The organism is Caulobacter sp. FG7, from assembly GCF_057808875.1.
The window spans coordinates 20,738-42,464 of record NZ_JBMDIW010000017.1 but is presented as its reverse complement, the minus strand read 5'-3'; the positions used below and the strand labels follow the sequence as shown (position 1 = coordinate 42,464).

Genomic DNA, 21,727 nt, shown 5'->3' with positions numbered 1-21,727 from the left:
GTGGTGAAGATTCCTCCACCCGCTCGCGAATGCAAGCCGTGGTCGAGCCGCCCTAAACCTTCAGCAGCGCCGCGGCCAAAGCCTGAAAGCCCTCGATCGGGATCGTCTCGGCCCGCGCGTCGGGGTCGATGCCCGCCGCCTCGCACAGCGCGCCGCCGCCGATCGGCTTGAGGCTGGACCGCAGCATCTTGCGGCGCTGGCCGAAGGCCGCCGCCGTCACCCGCTCCAGGGCGGAGACCAGGGCCTTGTCCGGTGCGGGGTCCAGCGGCACGAGACGCGCCACGGCCGAGGCCACCTTGGGCGGCGGGGTGAAGGCGCGGGCCGGGAGGTCCATGACCACCTTGGCGCTGCAGACCGTCTGAGACAGCACCGCCAGGCGTCCGTAGGCGTCGTCGCCGTCCTGAGCGGCGATGCGGTCGGCGACCTCCTTCTGGAACATCAGGGTCATCGACAGCGGCCGGAAGGGACCGGTGAGCCAGTTGATCAGCAGCTGGGTGCCGACGTTGTAGGGCAGGTTCGAGACCATGTGGGCCGGGCCGCCGTCCGTCAGCGCCGCCATGTCGGCGCGCAGGGCGTCGCCCTCGACCAGGGTCAGGCGGCCGTCGGCCGCGTCGGCCATCTCGCCCAGCAGCGGCAGGAAGCGGCTGTCCTTCTCGATCGCCACCACCCTGGCGCCGGTCTCCAGCAGGGCCCGGGTCAGGCCGCCGGGACCGGGGCCCACCTCGATCACGGTGTCGCCTTCGCCCACCTCGGCGAGGCGCGCGATCTTGCGGGTGATGTTGAGGTCGAGCAGGAAGTGCTGGCCGAAGCTCTTGCGCGCCAGTAGGCCGTGGCGCTCGAGCGCCTCACGCAGCGGCGGCAGGTCGGCGAGGGAAGGGGACGTCATCGCCTCCCTCTAGAGCCAAAAGCCTCGAAAGCCTAGCCGGCTCTAGGCGTTGCGCCGCGCGGCGATGTCGGCGGCCAGGCGGATGGCGGCGATCAGGCTGTCGGGGCGAGCGATCCCGCGGCCGGCGATGTCGAAGCCGGTGCCGTGGTCGGGCGAGGTGCGCACGATCGGCAGGCCCAGCGTCACGTTCACGCCACCCCAGAAGTCGAGCATCTTCACCGGGATCAGGGCCTGATCGTGATACATGCACAGCACCGCGTCGTAGGTCGCGCGGGCGTCGGCGTGAAAGAGGCTGTCGGCGGGCGCCGGGCCGCGGGCGTCGACACCGCGAGCGCGCAAGGCCTCGACGGCCGGGATGATCGTCTCGATTTCCTCGCGGCCCAGGGCCCCGCCTTCGCCGGCGTGGGGGTTCAGGGCGGCCACGGCCAGGCGCGGCGCGGCGATCCCGAAATCGGTCTTCATGGCCTGGGCGGTGACGAGGCCCGCCTCGACGATGCGCTCGACGCTCAGCGCGGCCGGCACGCTGCCCACCGACTGGTGGATGGTCACCAGCGTGGCGCGCAGGTCGCCGGCGGTCAGCATCATCACCGGCCCGCGCGCGCCCTCGAAGGGCGCCGGCGCGGTCAGCTCGGCGAGGAACTCGGTGTGGCCGGGAAACTTGAAGCCCGCCTCGTAGAGCGGGGCCTTGGCGATCGGCGCGGTGACGAGGCCCGCCACGGCGCCCGAAAGCGCCAGGCCGACCCCGGTCTCGATCCAGCGGATGATCTGGCCGGCGTGGGCGCTGGAGGGCTTGCCGGCCACCACTGGCGACAGCAGCGGCAGGTCAAGGACAGGCAGGGCTTCGGAAAACACCTGGGCCGCTTCGACGGGGCCGGTGACGGCCCTGACCTTCACCCCGCCGCCGGCGGCGGCCAGGCTCTGCAGGTCGCCGACGGCCATGAACACCGGGCCGCTCTCGCGGAGCGCCGCCCAGGCCTTGGCGATGATTTCGGGCCCGACGCCGGCGGGATCGCCGACGCTCAGGGCCAGGGTGTCTGTCTTCACCGGGTCTCGATGGTGGCGGAGTTGCGCAGGTCTCGCAGGTAACGTTTGGAGATCAGCGCAAGTTGCTGACCCTTAAGACGATTTTCGATCTGGTCGTGAGACGGCGCACCGCCGCCCGACTGGCGCTTGCCGCATACCGCGATCAGGTGCAGGCCAGCATCGGTGCGGATCGGATCCGACACCTGGCCGACGTTCAGGGCGTTGGCGGCCTCCTGGAACGACGGGGCCAGATCGCCGATCTCGGCTTCGCCCAGGTCGCCGGCCACGACGCCGTTCACCTTACCGGCCTCGGCTTCCAGGGTCTGGCAGCTGGTCAGCTTGGGCTTCAGGCCGGCCAGCAGGGCCGTGGCGGCCTGGACGTCGGCCTCGGGAGCGTCCTTGGGCAGGCCGACGGCCACTTGCTTGAGGTCGACCAGGGTCGCCTTGGCGCCCGAGCGCTTGTCGCGCAGATAGACGATGTAGACGCCGTCCTTGACCGGGATCGGGGCCGACAGCTGGCCGGGGCGCAGCTGTTCGAGCGCCGCGTCGACCTCGGCGGGCATTTCGCCCGGGCTCACCCAGCCGGCGTCGCCGCCGTTGGCGGCCGTCGAGGCGGCCGAGAACTGACGGGCCACGGCCGCGAACGGCGCGCCCTGCTGCATCTGGCCCACCAGCTGGCGGGCGCCGTTCAGCGCCACTTCGGGACCGCCGACGCGCACGGCGTCGATGAACACTTCGCTGACCTGGTACTGCGGCTTGCTGGCCGAATCGGCCAGGCGGCGCTGGAAGGCCTTGATCTGGTCTTCGCCGATGCGCAGGCGCGAGCCGTAGCGGCCGCTGATCCAGTTCTGCCAGCTGCTCTCGGCGCGGATCTGGGCGCGCCAGGTGTCGGCGCTGACGCCCTGGGCCGCCAAGCTCGCCAGCAACTGCTCGCCGGTCATCTTGTTGCCCTGGGCGATGCTGGCGATCTCCTCGTCGACTTCCTTGTCGGTCGAGATGATCGTGATCTTCTGTTCGCGCTCGACGCGACGCAGTTCCTGGATCTGCACGTGTTCGTCGATGAGCGAGCGCAGGGCTTCCTGCTCCAGCTGGGGCAGGTTTTCCTGCGTCGGCTGCAGGCCCGAGGTCACCATCAGCAGGCGCATGCGCTGCATCAGGTCGTACGACGAGATGATGTCGTCGTTGACCACGGCCGCGACGCTTTCCGACAGCGGATTGGCGCGAGGCTCGGCAGCGGCCGCCGGCGGGGCGTCGACCAGCGGCGCGGCCTGACGGGCCTGGGCGGGAAGGCCCGCCACGGTCAGGGCGAGGATGGACGCGGCGCTGGCCGCAAAAGTCGTCACGCTACGCGCAGACCGCATGGGTAGTGTCGTTCCTCTGGAGCCCGGCTTGGCCGGCCGGTCTCGATTTCAATGTCTTTGACGCGACGACCTTCCGGCAGGCCTCGGGCGGTCACGTCTGGTTGCGTCACGGGGACGCGTGCGGACGCCCGCACGTCCCCCCGGACGTAGGATTGCTTAGTCGCTGTACCCTGTATCACCCAATGTGGCGAGCGTTAGGCGCACGACGACCGAACGGTCAGGCTGGAGCCTGAGACCGGTCACCGTCGAGCTATAGCGGTCTTCATGCTGATAGATGATGTCGATGCGGATGCAATCGTCCGTATAGGCCACGCCCAGGTCGCGACGACGCCAGGTCTCGGCCACCAGGTCGAGCTGGCCGAAGGCCGTCAGGGCCCACTTCTTGGTCAGCTGCAGCTGACCGCGGGTCTCGAAGTTCTCCTGGCGCTCGCCGTTGGAGTCGACGTTGTCCTTGAGGTAGCGGAACGAGCCCTGCAGCCGCGAGGTCGAGGCGTCCATGCCCGTTTCCAGGCGATTGATCTTGGTAGTGTCGGAGTCGAGGCGGGTGCGGACATAGGCGTTGATGCCCCGCACCGGCGTGACCGTGGCCGCGACGATCCAGTCCGACGACTTTTCCTGCAGGCCCGTGCGGCCGGGCAGCAGCGGGTCGTACTCGGTGCGGAAGCTGCGGCCGACCAGCACGCTGCCGCCGCGGCCGTCGGCCGTGTTGAAGGTGGCCCGGCCGCCGACGTTCATGCGGGTGCCGCCCTCGTAGAGGTCGAAGCCCGGCGACTTGTTGGTGCGGAACAGGTTGGTCTCGTCGAATTCGAAGGCCGAGCTGTCCTCGTTGTAGAGGTAGGTGGTGCTCCCGTTGCGGGCGACGACCACCGGCACGCTCGAGCTGTCCGAACCGGTGGCGATCTGCACCAGCGGCTCGAGGATGATGCTGCCGCCCTTTTTCAGGCCCTTGTAGAGAGGCAGGCTCAGATCGACCCCGGCCACGCCCATGGCGCGCGTGTAGTTGACCGAGGCGTCGTCGCCGGCCGCCAGGGCTTCGGTCGTCAGGTAGATGCCCTTGATCTTGTAGGCGTCGGCCCGCGCCTGGGCGAAAGGCTGGATGCGCAGGCCTAGTCCGACCACGGCGCTGGCGCGCCAGTCGGCCTGAACGCTGCCGCGGGCGCTGTCGGCGCCTTCCTGGTGGCCGTAGGCGTTCTGCATGAAGCCCGGGTAGGGCGACTCGCCGAACTGCGACTCCGAGCGGTTCAGCATCACGCCCGAGCCCTGCAGGCGCAGGCGGCCGAACAGCACGGGCGATTCCGGCTCCCAGCGACCCTCGACCAGCGGGCCGATCACCGGGAAGGCGCCGCTGTTCTCGAACTTGTTGCCGATGCCGGTGTTGGCGTCGGTGCCGACGACGCGCAGGCCCTGCACCGAGACGGCCGAGATCGACAGCCACGAGCGGGCGTCTTGCCGCGAGGTATAGATCTGCGAGGTCAGGCGGCGGTCTTCGCTGGTGAACAGCCCGCGCTGCTCATAGACGTCGTTGATGTCGTACTTGTCGAAGATCAGGGCGTCGGAGGCGCGTTCGGCGCTGAAGCCCCACTTCCACTTCTCGTCGATGTCGAACACGCCCTTGGCCAGGATGTAGCTGCGGGTCGTGGCGTCGCCGAAGCGGTTGCCCCGGTTGTCGAATTCCTTCTCGTACGTCGCCCCCATGCGCGCCTCGAGCATGCCCGAATAGAAGCGCTTGCGGTAATTGACGTTCAGGAAGGGGTTCACCTTCGTGTTGATCTGCGGGCTGATGATCACGTCCTGCGACGGCGAGATCACCTGCAGGTAGGGCTGCTGGTAGGACAGGCCGCGGCGTTGCGACAGGCCCACCTTCGGCGTCAGGAAGCCCGAACTGCGCGGCGCCTGCGGGTCCGGGTGCCAGAACAGCGGCAGGTAGATCAGCGGCGCGCCCCAGAGGCGGATCTTGGCGCCGTGATAGTAGACGATCTGGCGGTTCTTATCCTGGACTACCTTGTCGGCCTCGATCGACCAGGTCGGGGTCGGCTTTTCGGCGCAGACGTCGCAGGGCGTGTAGATCGCCTGGTTGAGCTCGGTGACCTGCTCGTTGCGGCGGATGGCGGTGGCGGCCGCGATCTTCACGTTCTGGTCCATGCGCGTGGAGAAGTTGCGCGCGAAGCCGGCGCGCATGTCCTTGTCCAGCGTCAGGTCGTCGGCGAACTGGGCCGTGCCGTCGGCGTTTATCAGTTGCACCTTGCCGTGCGCGGTCACCACGCCGGTCTTGGTGTCGTAGATCACTTCCTGGGCGCGCAGCGTGCGGCCCTGGTAGCGGACTTCGACCGAGCCGCGCGCCGTCATCGTCTGGGACGCGTTGTCGCGGATCAGCAGGTCCGATTCGAGATAGTAGCCCTGGTCGCCCAGGCCATCGTCGGCGGCGGCCGGCTTGGCCGGCACTTCCGGGATGGTGGCGAGCGACTGCTGGGCTTGCGCGGCGCTGCTCGCGGCCGCCACCGCCAGCCAGGCGACACCGGCCATCAGCAGCTTGCGAACCGCCGCGCCCGGCGCTGGGCTTAGATCGATCATCAGGGGCCTCGATGCCGGCGTCACAGACTCAACCATCCTCGGTATAGCAAAGCAGGGTCAGCCCCGCCAAAAGCGCCGCGACCGGAGGGGTCCAGGCGGCCAGGATCGGCCCCAGGACGTCGGCCTTGCCGAGCGCGCCGCACAGTTCGTTGAAGAAGAAGAAGCCAAAGCCGAGCGCGACGCCAGAGCCGGCGAGGGCCGCAAGGCCCCCCAGACGCATCAGGCGCAGCGAGAAGGCCGCGGCCAGGATCGACATGGCGGCAAACAGCAGCGGCGTGGCCAGCATCTGCTGCAGGCGCATTTTGAACGGCGTCGCCGAGAAGCCGGCCGCCTCGGTGCGGGCGATCGTCTCGGGCAGCCGCCAGAAGGCCACGGCCTGCGGGTTCTTGAAGCGGTCTGCGGCGGTGCGCTCGTCCAGGTCGGACGGCACGGAGGCGCTTTCCGAGCGCAGGGCGCCGGCGCCCGGCGTGGCCTCGCTGACGCCGGTCAGCCGCCAGAAGCCCGGTTCCAGGCGGGCCTCGGCCGCCTCGTAGCGGCGGGTGAACACCAGGCTGCCGTCCGGCTTGACGTCATAGACGAAGAACGAGACCCCGCGCAGGCGCACCGCGCCGTCGATCATGTCGCGCATCCGGGCGCGGATGACGATCTGGCGCTTGTCGTCGCCCTGGCGCAGCCAGGCGCCCTTGGGCGTGTTCTTCAGATAGCCGGCCAGCAGGGCGTCGCGCTCGGTCTCGAACCGCGTGCTCATCGCCGAGGTCAGCGGGTTGAGCAGAGTGACGGTGACGATCCCCATGGCGAAGGCCGCGAAGGCCGCCGGCAGGATGAAGCGCCAGGCCGAAACGCCGGCCGCGCGCATGGCGATCAGCTCGCTGCGGCGGTTGAGGCCGACGAAGGCGCCCAGGGTGCCGAACAGGAAGATGAACGGCGTCAGGGTCAGCAGGGTGGCCGGGGCCTGCAGCACGGTCAGGTACAGCAGCTGGCCAAAGCCCGCGTCTTCCGAGCGCGTGCCGACGTTGCGGGTGATGTCGACGAAGGCGATCAGCATCACCAGCGCGCCCAGCACCGCCAGCGCCGCGCCCAGCGAGGCCAGCGTCTTGCGCAGGACGTAGCGCTCGAGCATGCCGATGCCGATCACGACACGCCTCCCAGCGGCTGCAGGTCGCCCTTCGCGCTGATCGGCACGTAGCGCTGGACCTTCTGGCGGAAGATCTGGGCCAGGCCCCACCACGTGGCGGCGATCGGCACGGCGTACTGCAGGATGTTCAGCCAGGCCTGGTCGTCACAGGCGGCCTGGACGCCGAAGCCCAGGATCCGCACCACGGCGGCCGCCGCGCCGACGGCGGCGATGCGCTTGCCGTAGCCCATGCGGCTGAACGAGCCGCCGATCACGGCCGCCAGGGCCATGGCCATCATGGCGATGTTGTAGAGCGGGCTGGACAGACGCGAATGGCCCTCGGCCAGCATCTTCACCCGGTTGTGCTGCTCCCAGTCCTGGGTCAGGTCGGGGAAGAACAGTTCGTGCGGATAGCGGTCGGCGATCTTGTAGTGCAGCAGCTCGTCGCTCTGGAACAGGGTCGACAGGTCGAAGACGTATTCCTCGAACGAGAGGTAGTTCAGCACGCCCGCGCTGTTGAACTCCTGGTTCGAGCCCTTGCGCATGATCAGCACCGGCAGGTCGTTGCGCTTGGCGATCACGCCCTCGCGCGCCGTGTAGGTGACCGAGCCGCCGTTGGGCTTTTCCTGGTGGATGAAGAGGTTCTTGATCAGGTTGTCGCGGTCGATGGTCTGGGCATAGACCGTCAGGCCGGGGCCGGGCTCGGTGAACTCGCCGGGCCGAACCAGGGTCGAGGCCAGATCGGTCTTCATGTCGAAGGCCGTCTCGCGGATCAGCCGCGCCGACCAGGGCTGCGCCCACAGGCCCAGCGCCAGCGAGATCAGCGCGGCGAACACCGAAAGGCGCATCGCCGGCGAGATCACCCGCCAGCGGCTCATGCCGCCGGCGAAGCAGACGACGATCTCCTGCTCGGTGTGCAGGCGGTTCAGCGCCACCAGGGCGGCCACGAACAGCGCCACCGGCATGATGATGTTGAGCAGCTGCGGCAGGGCCAGCAGAATCATCTTGGCGAAGATCAGCGCGGTCTGGCGCTGCTCGATCAGGATGTCGAATTCCGAAAGGCTGCGCGCCAACAGGGCCAGGGCCGCCAGGGCCGCGGTGGCCAGGATGGTCGGCCCGACCAGCTGTCGGAAGAGATAGCGTTCGATCAGGCGCATGCAGGGGGTGATTTCGGGGGCTTCACGGATTCGCGCGGCGAACCCCGGCGTTGGCGTGTTCTACACGTCTGGCTCGGCTTGGCACAACCGAAGACATCATGTGGGACGGCGTGACGGGGCTGTGAACGGCGACGGTCTTTTCCCAAGGATCGGCATGGACTATGCCGGGCGTTCACGTCCTGTCGCGTCGGATCGCGGCCTTCTCAAGGCCGCGCCGCGACAGGATCTTCCGCTTCCTGAGGAGCGCTCAATGCGTATCGAGTTCGTCCCCGCCGACAGCCAGGCCGGCGCCACCGCCGCCCTTGCAGTTCTCGCCTACGAGGCGGCGGCCCTTTCGCCCGAGGCCAAGGCCGTAAATGACGCCGCCGGCGGCGCCATCGCCCGCGCCGCGGCGGGCGGCCGCTTCATCGGCGCCAAGGGCCAGGTGCTCGACATCGTCGCCCCGGCCGGCCTGGACGCCGCCCGCGTGGTGGTGATCGGCGTCGACGGCGCCGGCGTCGTCGAGCCCGAGACGGTCGAGATCGCCGCCGCCCACGCCTACAACGCGGTCAAGACCTCGGGCGTCACCGAGCTTCTGCTCAAGCTCGGCGGCGACGCCGAGACCGCCGCCCGCGTCGCCTTCGGAGTCAAGCTGGCCGCCTACCGCTTTGACCGCTACCGCACCACCGAGAAGGCCGAGAAGAAGCCCTCGGTCGCCACCGTCAAGGTCGCCGCCGCCGATCCGGCCAAGGCCCAGAAGGCCTTCGCCGCCCTGGAGCCGATCGCCGACGCCATCCTGTTCAGCCGCGACCTCGTGTCCGAGCCGGCCAACATCCTCCACCCCGAAGAGTTCGCCGCCCGCGTGAAGGGCCTCGAGAGCCTCGGCCTAGAGGTCGAGATCCTCGGCGAGAAGGAAATGGCCGCTCTGGGCATGGGCTCGCTGCTGGGCGTCGGCCAAGGCAGCGTCCGCGAAAGCCAGCTGGTCATCGCCAAGTGGAACGGCGCGGCCGACAAGTCGGCCCAGCCGATCGCCTTCGTCGGCAAGGGCGTCTGCTTCGACACCGGCGGCATCTCGATCAAGCCGGCCGACGGCATGGAAGACATGAAGTGGGACATGGGCGGCGCGGCCGCCGTGGCCGGCGTCATGCACGCCCTGGCCGGCCGCAAGGCCAAGGTCAACGCCATCGGCGTGCTGGGCCTCGTCGAAAACATGCCCGACGGGAACGCCCAGCGCCCTGGCGACGTGGTCACTTCGATGTCGGGCCAGACCATCGAGGTCATCAACACCGACGCCGAAGGCCGCCTCGTGCTGGCCGACGCCCTCTGGTACACGCAGGACCGCTTCAAGCCGAAGTTCATGATCGACCTGGCCACCCTGACCGGCGCGATCATCATCTCGCTGGGCAACGACTATGCGGGCCTGTTCAGCAACAACGACGGCCTGTCGGAGAAGCTGCTGGCCGCCGGCGACGCCGAGCGCGAGCCGCTGTGGCGCCTGCCGTTGCCCAAGGCCTACGAGAAGCAGATCGAAAGCCCGATCGCCGACATGAAGAACATCGGCGGCCGCCCGGCCGGCTCGATCACGGCCGGCCTGTTCCTTCAGCGCTTCGTCAACGGCGTGCCGTGGGCCCACCTCGACATCGCCTCGACCGCCTGGCGCAAGGGCTCGTCCGACCCGACCGTGCCGGACGGCGCGGTGGGCTTCGGCGTGCGCCTGCTCAACCGCCTCGTCGCCGACGCCTACGAGGGCTGATCCGCCTGATGTCAGCCGCGCCCTGCGAGATCTGGTTCTACCACCTGGAGCGAAGCAGCGCCGAGCAGGTGCTGCCCGAGCTCTTGGAAAAGACCCTGGGGCGCGGCTGGAAGGCTCTGGTCCGGGGAGGGGATCCGGCGCGTCTCAACGCGCTGGACGCCCACCTCTGGACCTTTCGCGACGACAGCTTCCTGCCGCACGGCCTGGCCGAGGAGCCGCTGGCCGAGCGCCAGCCGGTGCTGCTGAGCGCCGCGCTCGACAACCCGAACGGCGGCGATGCGTTGTTCCTGCTCGACGGCGCCGAGCCGGGGGATCTCAGCGACTTCGCGCGCTGCATCCTGCTGTTCGACGGCCGTGACGAAGAGGCCCTGCGGCTGGCGCGAGGCCGTTGGAAGGCGTTCAAGGCGGCCGGCCACCCGGTGTCCTACTGGCAGCAGGCCGAACGCGGATGGGAGAAGAAGGCATGAAGCGGCTGTTTACGGCTCTGGGCGCCGCCATGGTCCTGGCGGCCTGCTCGACCAGCACGCCCGAACCCGCGCCCCCGCCGCCGCCCGAGACGCCCGTGGCGCCGCCGGCCATCGCCCTGCCCAAGCCTCCCGAGCCTGAAAAGGACCAGTGCGGCCTCAAGGAGGCGCAGGCCTTCGTCGGCAAGAACCGCACCCAGCTGCCGGCCCCCGTCGATCCTTCGCGCTGGCGCGTGGCCTGCACCACCTGCCCGGTGACCATGGACTACCGCGCCGACCGCCTGAACATCCTGTTCAACCCGGATACCGGGGTGGTGCAGCAGGTGAAGTGCGGGTGAGCTGAAGGCTCGCCGTTGCGTGGTCCTCGTCCTTCGACAGGCATCAGGATGAGGACCATTGAAAGGCCCGAACTCGAGAGGCTGGGTGGTAGAGAAACCTCATCCTGAGCCTGTCTAAGGACGAGGTTTCCGTCTAAAGCGCTCGACGTCGCTTTCGCATTTCGATCCCAGAAAATCCCCCTAACCATTTGTCCTCATGGACAAATGCGGAGTCCATCTAGACAGAATCCAAGTCCCCGGGCCAAGTCTCCGCGCGACGTCGCGGCGCTCCCAACCAGCCGCGCGCGCCCGGGGAGTTTGAGCATGAAGTTCGCCGCCGTCCTGGCCGCCGCCGCCTCGTTGCTGGCCGTTTGCTCCGCCTTCGCCGCCGATCCCGCGTCTGCGCCTGGGCCCCAGTGGTTGAAGGCGAAAGACGGTCGCATCGTCGACGAGACCGGCGCACCGGTGATCCTGCGCGGCATGGGCCTGGGCGGCTGGATGCTGCAGGAGGGCTACATGCTGCGCCTCTCCAAGCTCGGCCAGGAGCACGTCATCCGCGGCAAGGTGGCCGCCCTGGTCGGTGCCGAGCGCGAAGCGGCGATCCACACCGCCTGGCTCGACAACCACACCACCAAGGCCGACATCGACTACATGGCCGCCGCCGGCTTCAATTCGGTGCGCCTGCCGATGCACTACGCGCTGCTGACCCTGCCGGCCGACCAGGAGCCCGTTCCCGGCGCCGACACCTGGAAGGAGGGCGGCTTTCGGCGCATCGACGACCTGCTGGCCTGGACCAAGGCCGCCGGCATGCACCTGATCCTGGATTTGCACGCCGCGCCGGGCGGGCAGGGCAATGATCTGGCCATCTCCGATCGCGATCCGGCCAAGCCGTCGCTGTGGGAGAGCCCGGAGAACCAGCGCAAGACCATCGCCCTCTGGAAGAAGCTCGCCGACCGCTACAAGGACGAACCGACTGTCGCCGCCTACGACGTGCTCAACGAGCCCAACTGGGATTTCGACAAGCCCGCGACGAAGAACGGCTGCGGCGACCAGAAGCAGGCGCTGCTCTGGGACTTCCAGCGCCGCATCACTGCGGCCATCCGCGAGGTCGACCAGCGCCATCTGGTGATCATCGAGGGCAACTGCTGGGGCAACAACTACAAGGGCATGGGCAAGCCCTGGGACGCCAACATGGCCCTGTCGTTCCACAAGTATTGGAACCGCAACGACGAGGCCTCCCTCGAGCCGTTCCTCAAGCTGCGCGAGGAAACGGGTCTTCCGGTGTGGCTGGGCGAGTCGGGCGAGAACTCCAACGTCTGGTTCGCCGACGCCATCCGCCTCGTCGAGAGCCACGGCATCGGCTGGGCCTTCTGGCCGCTGAAGAAGATCGGCTTCAACCAGCCCCTTCAGGTCGAGGTCGGCGCTGACTACGACGCCGTGGCCGCCACGCTGACGGGCGAGGCCAAAACGCCGGTCCCGGCCGACAAGGCCTATGCGGTGCTGATGAAGCTGGCCTCGCACGACGTGCGCTTGGCGAACAACACGGCCCATCCCGAAGTGATCGACGCCATGCTGCGCCAGCCGCACGACGCGACGGTCCGACCGTTCAAGCCGTACCGGATCACGGGCAAGGGCGGGACGATCGCCGCCATCGACTACGACCTCGGCCCCATCGGCAAGGCCTACTGGGACAAGGACGCCGCCAACTACCACGTCGCCACCGGCGGCGAACGCACGCTCTGGAACAACGGCCGCACCGGCCGCAACGACGGCGTCGACATCTCGCCCGACGGCAAAGGAGTCACCGACTTCACCGCCGGTGAATGGCTGCGCTACACGGTGACCGCCGACCGGGCCGGGACCTATGCGGTGCGGATCGAGGGGCGGGGGCCGATGACGGTCTCGGCCAACGGCGGGGCGGCGGTGGCCTCGGGCGGCGCGGTGACCCTGCTGGCGGGGCGCAACGTGCTGGTGCTGCGTTCCGACGGCGCGGCGGAGGCGACGTCCGTGAGCCTGACGAAGCGTTGATCCAAGATCCTCCCCCCTGAAGGGGGAGGCGGCCCGGAGGGGGGCGTTCTCAGCTGCCGCTACGCCGGAAAGTCATGCCCCGGCTAGGCCTGGATCGCCGAGGCGCTCAAGGCGGAGGAAGCACGGCTCTAGCGGCGCTAGCGCTTGCCCAGGCCTGGGAACATCGCCGCCTCGCCGTCGAACACGCCGAGATAGCCAAGCTCGCCCAGCAGCGGCGTCAGGTCTTCCAGCTTGTCGGCCTGGGCGCGCGCCGCGGCCAATTCACTGGGGCGGCCGGTCTGGTCGTGCAGGCGATAGACCGTCCACATCTTGCCCTTGGGGGCCGCGGCGCCCGGGGCGAGATAGCGGTGCTCCCAGCCCACCAGGGCGGGCGTGCGGCCGATCTCGACGTCGAACGGACGGTCGCGGAAAGCCAGGTCCATCTCCAGCCGCGTGGCCTCGGCCAGACGCTGGTCGAGCCAGGTCGCGAAGGCTTCCAGCACGGCGGCGGCCGACAACCCTTCGGGGTTGGCGACGACGTGGTTGCGGCTGGAAAGGGCTGCGGTCATGGCCGCATTGATAGGCCCGAAGGTCTGTCGGAACGGCTAAAGCTCTTGGTTTACTGGCGTTTACCGAGAGTTGCGGATCTAACCCTCGGCCTCGGCCAACTGCTCGGCCAGCTCCATCCACGCGGCCTCGGCCTCGTCGAGCTTGGCCTTGGCGTTGTCGCGGCGCTTTTCCAGCTCCGGCACCTTGGCCGGCGTCTTCACATAGAGCTGCGGGTCGGCCAGCTGGGCTTCCAGTTCGGCCAGGTCCCGGGTCTTGCGGTTCATCACCTGCTCGGCGGCCTCGACCTTGCGGCGCAGGGGCTCGACGGCGACCTTCTTCGGAGCGGCCGCTGACGCCGTTTCCGTCTTGGCCGGCTCGCGCGCCACCTGGGTGGGCTTCACCGCCTGCTTGGCGCGTTCGAGCACGAACTTGGCGTAGTCGTCCATGTCGCCGTCGAACGGAACGACCTTGCCGTCGGCGGCCAGCCACAGGCGGTCGGCGACCAGTTCCATCAGTGAGCGGTCGTGGGTGATCAGCAGCACCGCGCCCTCGTAGTCGTTCAGCGCGTCGAGCAGGGCCCGGCGGCTGTCGATGTCGAGGTGGTTGGTCGGCTCGTCGAGGATCAGGACGTGCGGGGCGTCCATAGCCACGAGATTCAGCAGCAGGCGGGCGCGCTCGCCGCCCGACAGGTTGGCCACCGTGGTGTCCTGCTTTTCGAAGGTCAGGCCCCACTGGGCCAGGCGCGAGCGGCGCGAGGATTCGCTGGCGTCGGGCATGGCCCGGCGGACGATTTCCAGCGGCGTGTCCTTGGGATCCATCGCCTCGATCTGGTGCTGGTGGAACCAGCCGACCTTCATCTTCTTGTCGCGGTGCAGCTCGCCCTTCTGGATGCTCAGCGCGCCGGCGATCATCTTGGCGAAGGTCGACTTGCCCGCGCCGTTGACGCCAAGAAGACCGATGCGGTCGTCCAGGTCCATGCGCAGGTTGAGGCTCTTGAGGATCGCGCGACCGGCCTCGTAGCCGACGTCGGCCTTCTCCAGCCGGATCAGCGGCGGAGCCAGCGGCTTGGGCGGCGAGGGCAGGGTGAAGGGCGCGACGCGCTCTTCGATGGTGGTCGCCACCGGCTCCATCTTGGCCAGGCGCTTCATCCGCGACTGGGCCTGGGCGGCCTTTGAGGCCTTGGCCTTGAAGCGATCCACGAACGATTGCAGGTGGGCGCGCTCGGCGTCCTGCTTGGCTTTCGCCGACAGTTGCAGACGAGCCTTCTCCGCGCGGCGCTTTTCGAAGTCGTCGTAGCCGCCGGTGTAGAGTTCCAGCTTGCCGCCGGCCAGGTGCAGCATGTGCGTGCAGCTGTTGTTGAGCAGCTCGCGGTCGTGGCTGACGATCAGGGCGGTGTGCGGGTACTTCTTCAGCCGCGCTTCCAGCCAGAGGGCGCCTTCGAGGTCGAGATAGTTGGTCGGCTCGTCGAGCAGCAGCATGTCGGGCTCGGCGAACAGTGCGGCAGCAAGAGCCACGCGCATCCGCCAGCCGCCCGAGAACTCGCTCATCGGCCGCTGCAGGTCGTCCTGGGAAAAGCCCAGGCCCGCCAGGATTTCCGAAGCCCGCGACGGAGCCGAGTCGGCGTCGATCTCGATCAGCCGGCCCCAGATCTCGCCCATCTCCTCGGGATCGGCGGTCTCAAGGCGGGTCAGCAGCGTGTGGCGCTCCTCGTCGGCCTCCAGCACGGTGTCGAGCAGGCTGACAGGCGTGGCCGGGTGTTCCTGGTCGACCGAGCCGATGCGGGCGTTCTTGGGCAGGCTGATCTCGTCGCCGGCGGCGGTCAGCTGGCCAAGGATCAGCTTGAACAGCGTCGACTTGCCCACGCCGTTGCGGCCGATCAGACCGACCTTGGCGCCGGGCGGCAGGCTGACGGTCGCCTTTTCGAAGAACCGGCGTCCCCAGGCGTCGAAAGTAAGGTCGTTGATCTGAAGCATCTGGGAACGCGGGGTTGGCGGGGAGGAGGCGCACGGCTATAAGCCCGCAACCTCCCAATTCACAAACTTTCTCTGTGAGATTTTCGGAATGACCGAACGTACCTTCTCGATCCTGAAGCCCGACGCGACCCGCCGCAACATCACCGGCAAGATCAACGCCGTGATCGAGGAAGCTGGTCTGCGCATCGTCGCTCAGCGCCGCGTCCACTTGACCGAAGCTCAGGCCAAGAAGTTCTATGAAGTCCACGCCGAGCGCCCGTTCTACGGTGAACTCGTCGCCCAGATGACCGCCGAGCCGGTCGTCGTGCAGGTCCTGGAAGCCGAAGGCGCCGTGGCCAAGTACCGCGAAGTCATGGGCGCCACGAACCCGGACAACGCCGCCGAAGGCACCATCCGCAAGCTGTTCGCCCTGTCGATCGGCGAAAACTCGGTCCACGGTTCGGACAGCCTCGAGAACGCCGGCATCGAAATCGCCCAGTTCTTCACCGACGCCGACATCGTCGGCTAAGGCTTTCGAGCTTTAGGTTATGAAAAGGCCGACGGGGCGACCCGCCGGCCTTTTTGTTTGCGTGCTCTCCACCTCCGCGTCCCCCAATCTTGCTTTCCTCGCCCTTGTGGCGAGGACCCATGTTCGAGCGATCTCAGACCTGTGCCGATGAAGCTCGGCGTGCCTGCAATCCCTGAAACTTCTGAGCAGGAGGACGCATGGATCCCCGCCACAGGGGCGAGGAAGGCGAATTTGGTGTCTAACGTTGGGTCTGCGCGAATCCCTAAGCCAGCCCCGGATACAGATCGTCCCAGAACGGATTCGTCCGCTCGATCAGGTTGATCTTCCACTGCCTGGGCCAACGCTTCAGCGACCGTTCTCGCTGAAACGCGGTCGCCATGTCCTCATGGGGCTCGTACCAGACCAGCCGGGTCAGGCCGTACTTCTTGGTGAAGCCTGGGATCAGGCCCTCGCGGTGCTCCCACGCACGCCGGTTCAGATACCCCGTCGCGCCGATGTAGAGCGTCTTCAGGCGCTCGTTGGCCATGATGTAGACGGCGATGTAGCGCTCTTCGCTGGTCATGCTGGGGAGCGTGAGGTGGAGCCTGGAAAAAGCGCCAGCTGAAAAGCCGTTGTTTTCCAGTTTCCTGGATCTGCCTTCCTCGCCCTTGTGGCGAGGATCCATGTTCGAGCGATCTCAAAAGCGTCGGGCGAAAGCTCGGCCGTTCATGCTCGTCCTGAATCGTCTGAGCAGGAGGACGCATGGGTCCTCGCCACAAGGGCGAGGAAAGCAAGATAGTTGAAGCTTATCTCAAAGCCCCCGCACGAACTCCGCCAGCACCGCCGGATAGAGCTTGTGCTCCTCGGCCAGCACCCGCGCGGCCAGCGCATGATCGTCGTCGCCGGCTTCGATCGCCACGCGGGCCTGGCCCAGGATCGGGCCTTCGTCGACACCGGCGGTGACCAGATGCACGGTGCAGCCGGCCTCGGCCTCGCCCGCGGCGATGGCGCGGGCGTGGGTGTCGAGGCCTGGATACTTGGGCAGCAGGGACGGATGGATGTTCAGCATCCGGCCTTCCCAGGCGTCGACCAGGAACGGCGTCAGGATCCGCATGTAGCCGGCCAGGGCGATGACTTCGATGCCCCGCTCGCGCAGGGCCGCGTCGACCGCGCGTTCATGGGCCTCGCGGTCCTTGCCGAACGGCTTGCTCTCGACGCACAGGGCCTCGATCCCGGCGGCCTGGGCGGTGGCGAGACCGCCGGCGTCGGCCTTGTTGGCCAGAACCAGAGCGATCGCGAACGGGCAGGCCGGGTCCTGGGCGGCTCGGACCAGGGCTTCCATGTTGGAGCCCCGGCCCGAGATCAGGGCGGCGACTTTTGTTCTGGTGGTCACGCGGCGGCTTTCGTGGAACCGCCCTCGTCCTTCGACGGGCTCAGGATGAGGGCTACTGAGGCGCTTGAACTGAAATCCTCATCCTGAGCTTGTCGAAGGACGAGGATTTCACTCAGCCGATCAGGCCTTGGCCAACTGGCCGCAGACAAACGCGTCTTCGCCGGCGTTCAGCAGGGCGGCCAGCACCGGCTCGACGTCGCTCTGTGCGACGATCAGGATGAAGCCGACGCCGCAGTTGAAGGTGCGGCGCAGTTCGTGGGCGTCGATCTGGCCGACCTCTTGCAGCCATTCGAACACGGGCGGCAGGGCCCAGGCGTTCCAGTCGAATTCGGGAACCAGGCCCTCGGCGATGCAGCGCGGCGGATTCTCGATCAGGCCGCCGCCGGTGATGTGGGCGCCGCCCTTGACGCGACCCGACTGCAGCAGCGGCAGAATCGACTTCACATAGATGCGCGTCGGAGCCATCAGGGCTTCGGCCAGGGTCTTGCCCTCTTCGAAGGGGCAGGGGGCGTCCCAGGCCAGGCCCGAGCGCTCGACCACGCGGCGCACCAGCGAATAGCCGTTCGAGTGCGGGCCCGACGAGCCGATGCCGATGATCACGTCGCCGGCGCGCTGCTTGTCCAGCTTGGGCAGGACGCCGTCGCGCTCGACCGCGCCGACCGAGAAGCCGGCCAGGTCGTATTCGCCGTCGCCGTACATGCCCGGCATCTCGGCGGTCTCGCCGCCCACCAGGGCCGCGCCGGCCAGCTTGCAGCCCTCGGCGATGCCGGCGACGACGCTCTTGGCGGTCTCGACGTCAAGCTTGCCGGTGGCGAAGTAGTCCAGGAACATCAGCGGCTCGGCGCCCTGGGCCAGCAGGTCGTTGACGCACATGGCCACCAGGTCGATGCCGACCGTGGCGTGCATGCCCGCGTCGATGGCGATGCGCAGCTTGGTGCCGACGCCGTCGGTGGTGGTCACCAGCAGGGCGTCCTCGTAGCCGGCGGCCTTGAGGTCGAACAGCGCGCCGAAGCCGCCGAGGCTGGCTTCCGCGCCCGGACGGCGAGTCGCTTTGGCCAGCGGCTTGATCGCGTCGACGAGGGCGTTGCCGGCATCGATGTCCACGCCCGCCTGGGCGTAGGTCAGGCCGCCGGATTGGTCGGTCTTCGGATCGCTCATCGGGTCGCTCATCTGTGGTTCCAGGCCCTCGGCGACCCTTGTTCGGCGCTTTGGGACAGAAAAGTGGCTGCTCCGCAACGCTTGACGCTTGCAGACTCGGGGGTGCGCGAGGCTATTAGCAGCCGATGACGCCGATCACCACCACCGCCGAGCTGGCGGAGTTCTGTAATGGTTTGAAGGGGCAGCCCTTCATCGCCGTGGACACCGAGTTCATGCGCGAGACCACCTATTGGCCTAAGCTCTGCCTGATCCAGGTCGCTTCGCCCGTTTCCGACGCGGTGATCGATCCGCTGGCGGAGGGCCTCGACCTTGAGCCGCTGCTCGAGCTGATGCGCGACGAGACCCTCTTGAAGGTGTTCCACGCCGCCCGTCAGGACGTCGAGATCTTCAACAATCTCAAGGCGATGCCCACGCCTCTGTTCGATACCCAGGTGGCCGGCATGGCTGCGGGTTTCGGCGAGCAGATCGCCTATGACGCCCTCGTGCGCCAGATGCTGAAGATCGAGATCGACAAGTCGAGCCGCTTCACCGACTGGGCGCGCCGCCCGCTGACCGACGCCCAGCTGGCCTATGCCCTGGCCGACGTGACGCACCTGGCGCGCCTGTTCCCGGTGCTGCGCGATCGCCTCCAGGAATCAGGCCGCCTGGCCTGGGTCGAGGAGGAGATGAAGGCGCTGAGCGATCCGGCCGCCTACGACGTCGATCCGGAGAAGGCCTGGCGCCGCCTGCGTCCGCGCAAGACGCAAGCCAAGTACCTGGCCGTCTTCAAGTCGGTCTCGGCCTGGCGCGAGCGCACCGCCCAGCAGCGTGACCAGCCGCGCGGCCGCATCCTCAAGGACGAGGCCATCGACGAGCTGGCCACCCAGGCCCCGACCTCGCTGGAGGGGCTCAACACCCTGCGCGGCGTGCCCAAGGGCTTCGGCGGCAGCAAGTTCGGTCCCGACCTGATCGCCGCGATCAAGGCCGCCCTGGCCGATCCCGAGGGTTACGCCCCCGTGGTCGACAAGCCCGGTCCGCCGCCGCCGCCTTCGGCCGGCGCCGTGGTCGAACTCCTGAAGGTGCTGCTCAAGGCCCGCGCCGAAGAAGCCGGTGTGGCCTCCAAGCTGATCGCCACGGTCTCTGACCTGGAAAAGATCGCCGCCGACGACGAGGCCGATACGCCGGCCCTGCAGGGCTGGCGTCGCGAGGCCTTCGGCAGCGACGCCCTGAAGATCAAGCGGGGCGAACTGGCCCTGGTGCTCGACGGGGTCAAGGTCCGCGTCGTGGAAGTTCGCCGGACCCCGCGTCCGGCCTGATCGAGACCTGTCGGCGGCGCGACTCAAAAGAGGGTTGCGCCGTCGTCGTCTCCGGCGCGAAGTGCCAGCGACGTCTTTGTGCAAGACGCCACAGTTGCCTCATGGCCGACATGCTTTGAAAAATGATTGTTGACCTCCGGGCGCTATAAGCGTCGCGGGGGCAGTCGGCTGTGGGGACGGCCGAAGACTGGGGAACTAGGTCGAGTTGGCGTACGCGGAACCGGATCCGTGGCTGGTCAGGGCCGCGCGTAATTATGCAAGGCCCGCCAAGGCCCTGCGGCAGCAGATTCCGCTGCGCCTGTTCGTCATCGCGATGGTCTGCGCGGCGGTCGGCGTGCAGCCGCGCTTCGCCTTCATGCTGCCCTGGACGCTGGCCTGCCTGGCGGCTCAAGGCCTGCAGGCGTTTGTCCTGCACGCCTTCGGGCGCAATCCGCGCGCGTGGGTTCTGCCCTGTCTGGCCGCAGACTTCCTGCTGGCCGTCGCGTTCGGCTGGCTGTCGGTGCCGCTGTGGCGGACAGGGCTGCCCGCCGGCGCTGCGGGCGCGGCCCTGTTGCTGGCCGGCTCGGTGATGACCGCCCTGATGGGCGCCAAGGGCTCGCGCCTGGCCTTCGCGGCCACCGCCACGCCGCACCTGAGCTATCTGTTCGCGGCCCCGATCCTGGCCGCCAACCACGAAGACGTGGGCGTGAAGGCCTTCCTCATCGGCAGCGGGCTGATGGTGCTGGTCACCTCGCTCGTCTTCGGCTGGTCGCGCCAGACCCTGCTGGCCGAGCGCGAGGCTCGCGCCGCCGCCGAAATCCGCCGCGAACAGGCCGTGGCCGCCGACGCCGCCAAGAGCGCCTTCGTCGCCATGGTCAGCCACGAACTGCGCACGCCGCTCAGCGCCATTCTGGCCGGAGCGGGCGAACTCGCCCGGGGCGCGGGCGGTCCGGCCAAGGCCAAGGCCGAACTGATCGCCGACGCCGGGGTGATGATGCGCGCCCTGCTCAACGACCTGCTCGACCTGTCGAAGATCGAGGCCGGCCGCATGACCGTCGAGACGATCGATTTCGCGCCCCGCACCCTGATCTGCGACACCCTGCGGTTCTGGCGCGCCGAGGCTCGCGAGAAGGGTCTTGCTCTGCGATTCAAAGGCGGCCGGCGCCTGCCGCGCTGGATCAAGGGCGACCCGGTGCGCCTGCGCCAGGTGCTCAACAACCTGCTGTCCAACGCCATCAAGTTCACGCCCGATGGGCGGGTCTGCATCGAACTCGAAATGACGCCCCGCGCCGAGGGCGGGCTGATGCTGAGCCTGGCGGTGACCGACACCGGGCCGGGCCTTGGTCCCGAACAGCTGGCGCGGCTGTTCACGGCCTACGACCAGTTGGGCGCCGACACTACGCGCACCTTCGGCGGTACGGGCCTGGGCCTGGCCATCAGCCGCGACCTCTCCCGCCTGATGGGCGGCGATCTGACGGCGGAATCGGCCGAGGGGCGCGGCGCGCGCTTCTTGCTGACCCTGCCGGCCCCCGAAGGCGAGGAACCGCCGACGCCCGAGCCGCTCGATGCGCCCGCCGACGGCTTCTCCGACGCCCCGACGGTGCTGGTGGTCGACGACCACGAGATCAACCGCCGCACTCTGGCTCAGGTGCTGGAAGCCTTCGGCCTGGAGGTCGTCCTCGCCGCAGATGGCGAGACGGCGCTGCTGCTGGCCGGCGAGACCCGCTTCGACGCCATCCTGATGGACGTCAACATGCCGGGTCTCGACGGACTGGACACCACCCGCCGCCTGCGCGCGCAGGGACTGAACCGCCTCACGCCCGTGATCGCCGTCACCGGCGCCGTGGCTGAGGGCGACATCGCCGCCTGCCGGGCCGCAGGCATGCAGGACTTCGTCGAGAAGCCGTTCGAAGTCAGCGGGCTATACGCCGTCCTGCTGCGGGTGCTCGGCGGCGAGGAGGCCGCCTAGCCGGCGACGTGACCGAAGGTCTCGGCGGCCGCCAGGACCAGCGCCGACAGGATCACGCCGTGATAGGCCGCGCCCAGCACGACCGTCCGTCGCACCGACCATCCTCGCCTGGCGCCGAAGGCCGCGGCGACGTCGCGCTGCAACTGCCTGGCCGGACTGTCCACGGGCTTGGCGGCGGCACCGGCCAGCCGGACCGCCTCGGGCTTCACCGGCGGCTGTCGAGCCGTGTCGATCTGGTCTTGAATGTCGTAGACGACCTGCTTCTGCATGTCGGTTTTCTCCCCGTGCTGAG

The 21,727-nt window shown here is 68.5% G+C and carries 19 protein-coding genes; 7 read left to right on the top strand and 12 right to left on the bottom strand.

Annotated features, from left to right (window positions below; translation table 11 throughout):
* Positions 1-52: 52 nt before the first annotated feature.
* The 6 genes from rsmA to lptF all read right to left on the bottom strand — a co-directional run bounded on the left by rsmA (position 53) and on the right by lptF (position 8,112).
* Complete coding sequence (gene rsmA, locus ACODR1_RS15135; protein WP_488881188.1) at positions 53-886, bottom strand: 16S rRNA (adenine(1518)-N(6)/adenine(1519)-N(6))-dimethyltransferase RsmA; 834 nt, start codon at positions 884-886, stop codon at positions 53-55.
* Between the two features lie 42 nt (positions 887-928).
* Complete coding sequence (gene pdxA / locus ACODR1_RS15130; RefSeq protein ID WP_488881187.1) at positions 929-1,930, bottom strand: 4-hydroxythreonine-4-phosphate dehydrogenase PdxA; 1,002 nt, start codon at positions 1,928-1,930, stop codon at positions 929-931.
* Entirely contained in the window at positions 1,927-3,270 is a 1,344-nt protein-coding gene (locus ACODR1_RS15125) for a peptidylprolyl isomerase (protein WP_488881186.1), read from the bottom strand. Before ACODR1_RS15125 ends, pdxA begins: the two co-directional genes overlap by 4 nt.
* 156 nt (positions 3,271-3,426) lie before the next feature.
* Positions 3,427-5,841 carry an LPS-assembly protein LptD gene (locus tag ACODR1_RS15120; RefSeq protein ID WP_488881185.1) on the bottom strand — a complete coding sequence of 805 codons (2,415 nt, stop codon included), beginning with the start codon at positions 5,839-5,841 and terminating at the stop codon, positions 3,427-3,429.
* Positions 5,842-5,869: 28 nt separating this feature from the next.
* Positions 5,870-6,976 carry an LPS export ABC transporter permease LptG gene (gene lptG, locus ACODR1_RS15115; RefSeq protein ID WP_488881184.1) on the bottom strand — a complete coding sequence of 369 codons (1,107 nt, stop codon included), beginning with the start codon at positions 6,974-6,976 and terminating at the stop codon, positions 5,870-5,872.
* A complete protein-coding gene (lptF, locus tag ACODR1_RS15110) occupies positions 6,973-8,112 on the bottom strand; it encodes an LPS export ABC transporter permease LptF (RefSeq protein ID WP_488881183.1) in 1,140 nt (379 codons plus the stop codon). The genes lptG and lptF overlap by 4 nt, the downstream gene beginning before the upstream one ends.
* Positions 8,113-8,362: 250 nt before the next feature.
* Here lptF and ACODR1_RS15105 point away from each other — a divergent pair, with 250 nt between their 5' ends.
* From ACODR1_RS15105 to ACODR1_RS15090, 4 genes are all read left to right on the top strand, one after another.
* The gene (locus tag ACODR1_RS15105; protein WP_488881182.1) at positions 8,363-9,844 is read left to right on the top strand and encodes a leucyl aminopeptidase; all 1,482 of its coding nucleotides are present in this window, start codon (positions 8,363-8,365) and stop codon (positions 9,842-9,844) included.
* An 8-nt stretch (positions 9,845-9,852) separates the two neighbouring features.
* Positions 9,853-10,311 (top strand): DNA polymerase III subunit chi, encoded by a 459-nt coding sequence (locus ACODR1_RS15100; protein WP_488881181.1) that lies wholly within the window; start codon positions 9,853-9,855, stop codon positions 10,309-10,311.
* Entirely contained in the window at positions 10,308-10,646 is a 339-nt protein-coding gene (locus tag ACODR1_RS15095; RefSeq protein WP_488881180.1) for a peptidase inhibitor I78, read from the top strand. The genes ACODR1_RS15100 and ACODR1_RS15095 overlap by 4 nt, the downstream gene beginning before the upstream one ends.
* 303 nt (positions 10,647-10,949) lie before the next feature.
* Entirely contained in the window at positions 10,950-12,653 is a 1,704-nt protein-coding gene (locus ACODR1_RS15090; protein ID WP_488881179.1) for a cellulase family glycosylhydrolase, read from the top strand.
* Positions 12,654-12,790: 137 nt separating this feature from the next.
* Here ACODR1_RS15090 and ACODR1_RS15085 read toward each other — a convergent pair whose 3' ends face one another.
* Together ACODR1_RS15085 and ACODR1_RS15080 are read right to left on the bottom strand one after the other, a co-directional pair.
* The gene (locus ACODR1_RS15085) at positions 12,791-13,201 is read right to left on the bottom strand and encodes a hypothetical protein (RefSeq protein WP_488881178.1); all 411 of its coding nucleotides are present in this window, start codon (positions 13,199-13,201) and stop codon (positions 12,791-12,793) included.
* A gap of 78 nt (positions 13,202-13,279) precedes the next feature.
* A complete protein-coding gene (locus ACODR1_RS15080; protein WP_488881177.1) occupies positions 13,280-15,154 on the bottom strand; it encodes an ABC-F family ATP-binding cassette domain-containing protein in 1,875 nt (624 codons plus the stop codon).
* Between the two features lie 88 nt (positions 15,155-15,242).
* Between ACODR1_RS15080 and ndk the strand changes: the two genes are divergently transcribed.
* Entirely contained in the window at positions 15,243-15,662 is a 420-nt protein-coding gene (gene ndk, locus ACODR1_RS15075; RefSeq protein ID WP_058350417.1) for a nucleoside-diphosphate kinase, read from the top strand.
* A gap of 262 nt (positions 15,663-15,924) precedes the next feature.
* Here ndk and ACODR1_RS15070 read toward each other — a convergent pair whose 3' ends face one another.
* The 3 genes from ACODR1_RS15070 to purM form a co-directional block, all read right to left on the bottom strand.
* Positions 15,925-16,326 carry a GIY-YIG nuclease family protein gene (locus tag ACODR1_RS15070; RefSeq protein ID WP_488881176.1) on the bottom strand — a complete coding sequence of 134 codons (402 nt, stop codon included), beginning with the start codon at positions 16,324-16,326 and terminating at the stop codon, positions 15,925-15,927.
* A 126-nt stretch (positions 16,327-16,452) separates the two neighbouring features.
* Complete coding sequence (purN, locus tag ACODR1_RS15065) at positions 16,453-17,034, bottom strand: phosphoribosylglycinamide formyltransferase (RefSeq protein ID WP_488881175.1); 582 nt, start codon at positions 17,032-17,034, stop codon at positions 16,453-16,455.
* A 120-nt stretch (positions 17,035-17,154) separates the two neighbouring features.
* Complete coding sequence (gene purM, locus ACODR1_RS15060; protein WP_488881256.1) at positions 17,155-18,192, bottom strand: phosphoribosylformylglycinamidine cyclo-ligase; 1,038 nt, start codon at positions 18,190-18,192, stop codon at positions 17,155-17,157.
* Positions 18,193-18,317: 125 nt separating this feature from the next.
* Between purM and rnd the strand changes: the two genes are divergently transcribed.
* On the top strand, positions 18,318-19,487 hold the full coding sequence (gene rnd / locus ACODR1_RS15055) for a ribonuclease D (RefSeq protein ID WP_488881174.1): 1,170 nt from the start codon (positions 18,318-18,320) through the stop codon (positions 19,485-19,487).
* A gap of 205 nt (positions 19,488-19,692) precedes the next feature.
* On the top strand, positions 19,693-21,435 hold the full coding sequence (locus ACODR1_RS15050) for an ATP-binding protein (protein WP_488881173.1): 1,743 nt from the start codon (positions 19,693-19,695) through the stop codon (positions 21,433-21,435).
* Here ACODR1_RS15050 and ACODR1_RS15045 read toward each other — a convergent pair.
* Complete coding sequence (locus ACODR1_RS15045) at positions 21,432-21,704, bottom strand: hypothetical protein (RefSeq protein ID WP_488881172.1); 273 nt, start codon at positions 21,702-21,704, stop codon at positions 21,432-21,434. The genes ACODR1_RS15050 and ACODR1_RS15045 overlap by 4 nt on opposite strands.
* Positions 21,705-21,727 lie beyond the last annotated feature (23 nt).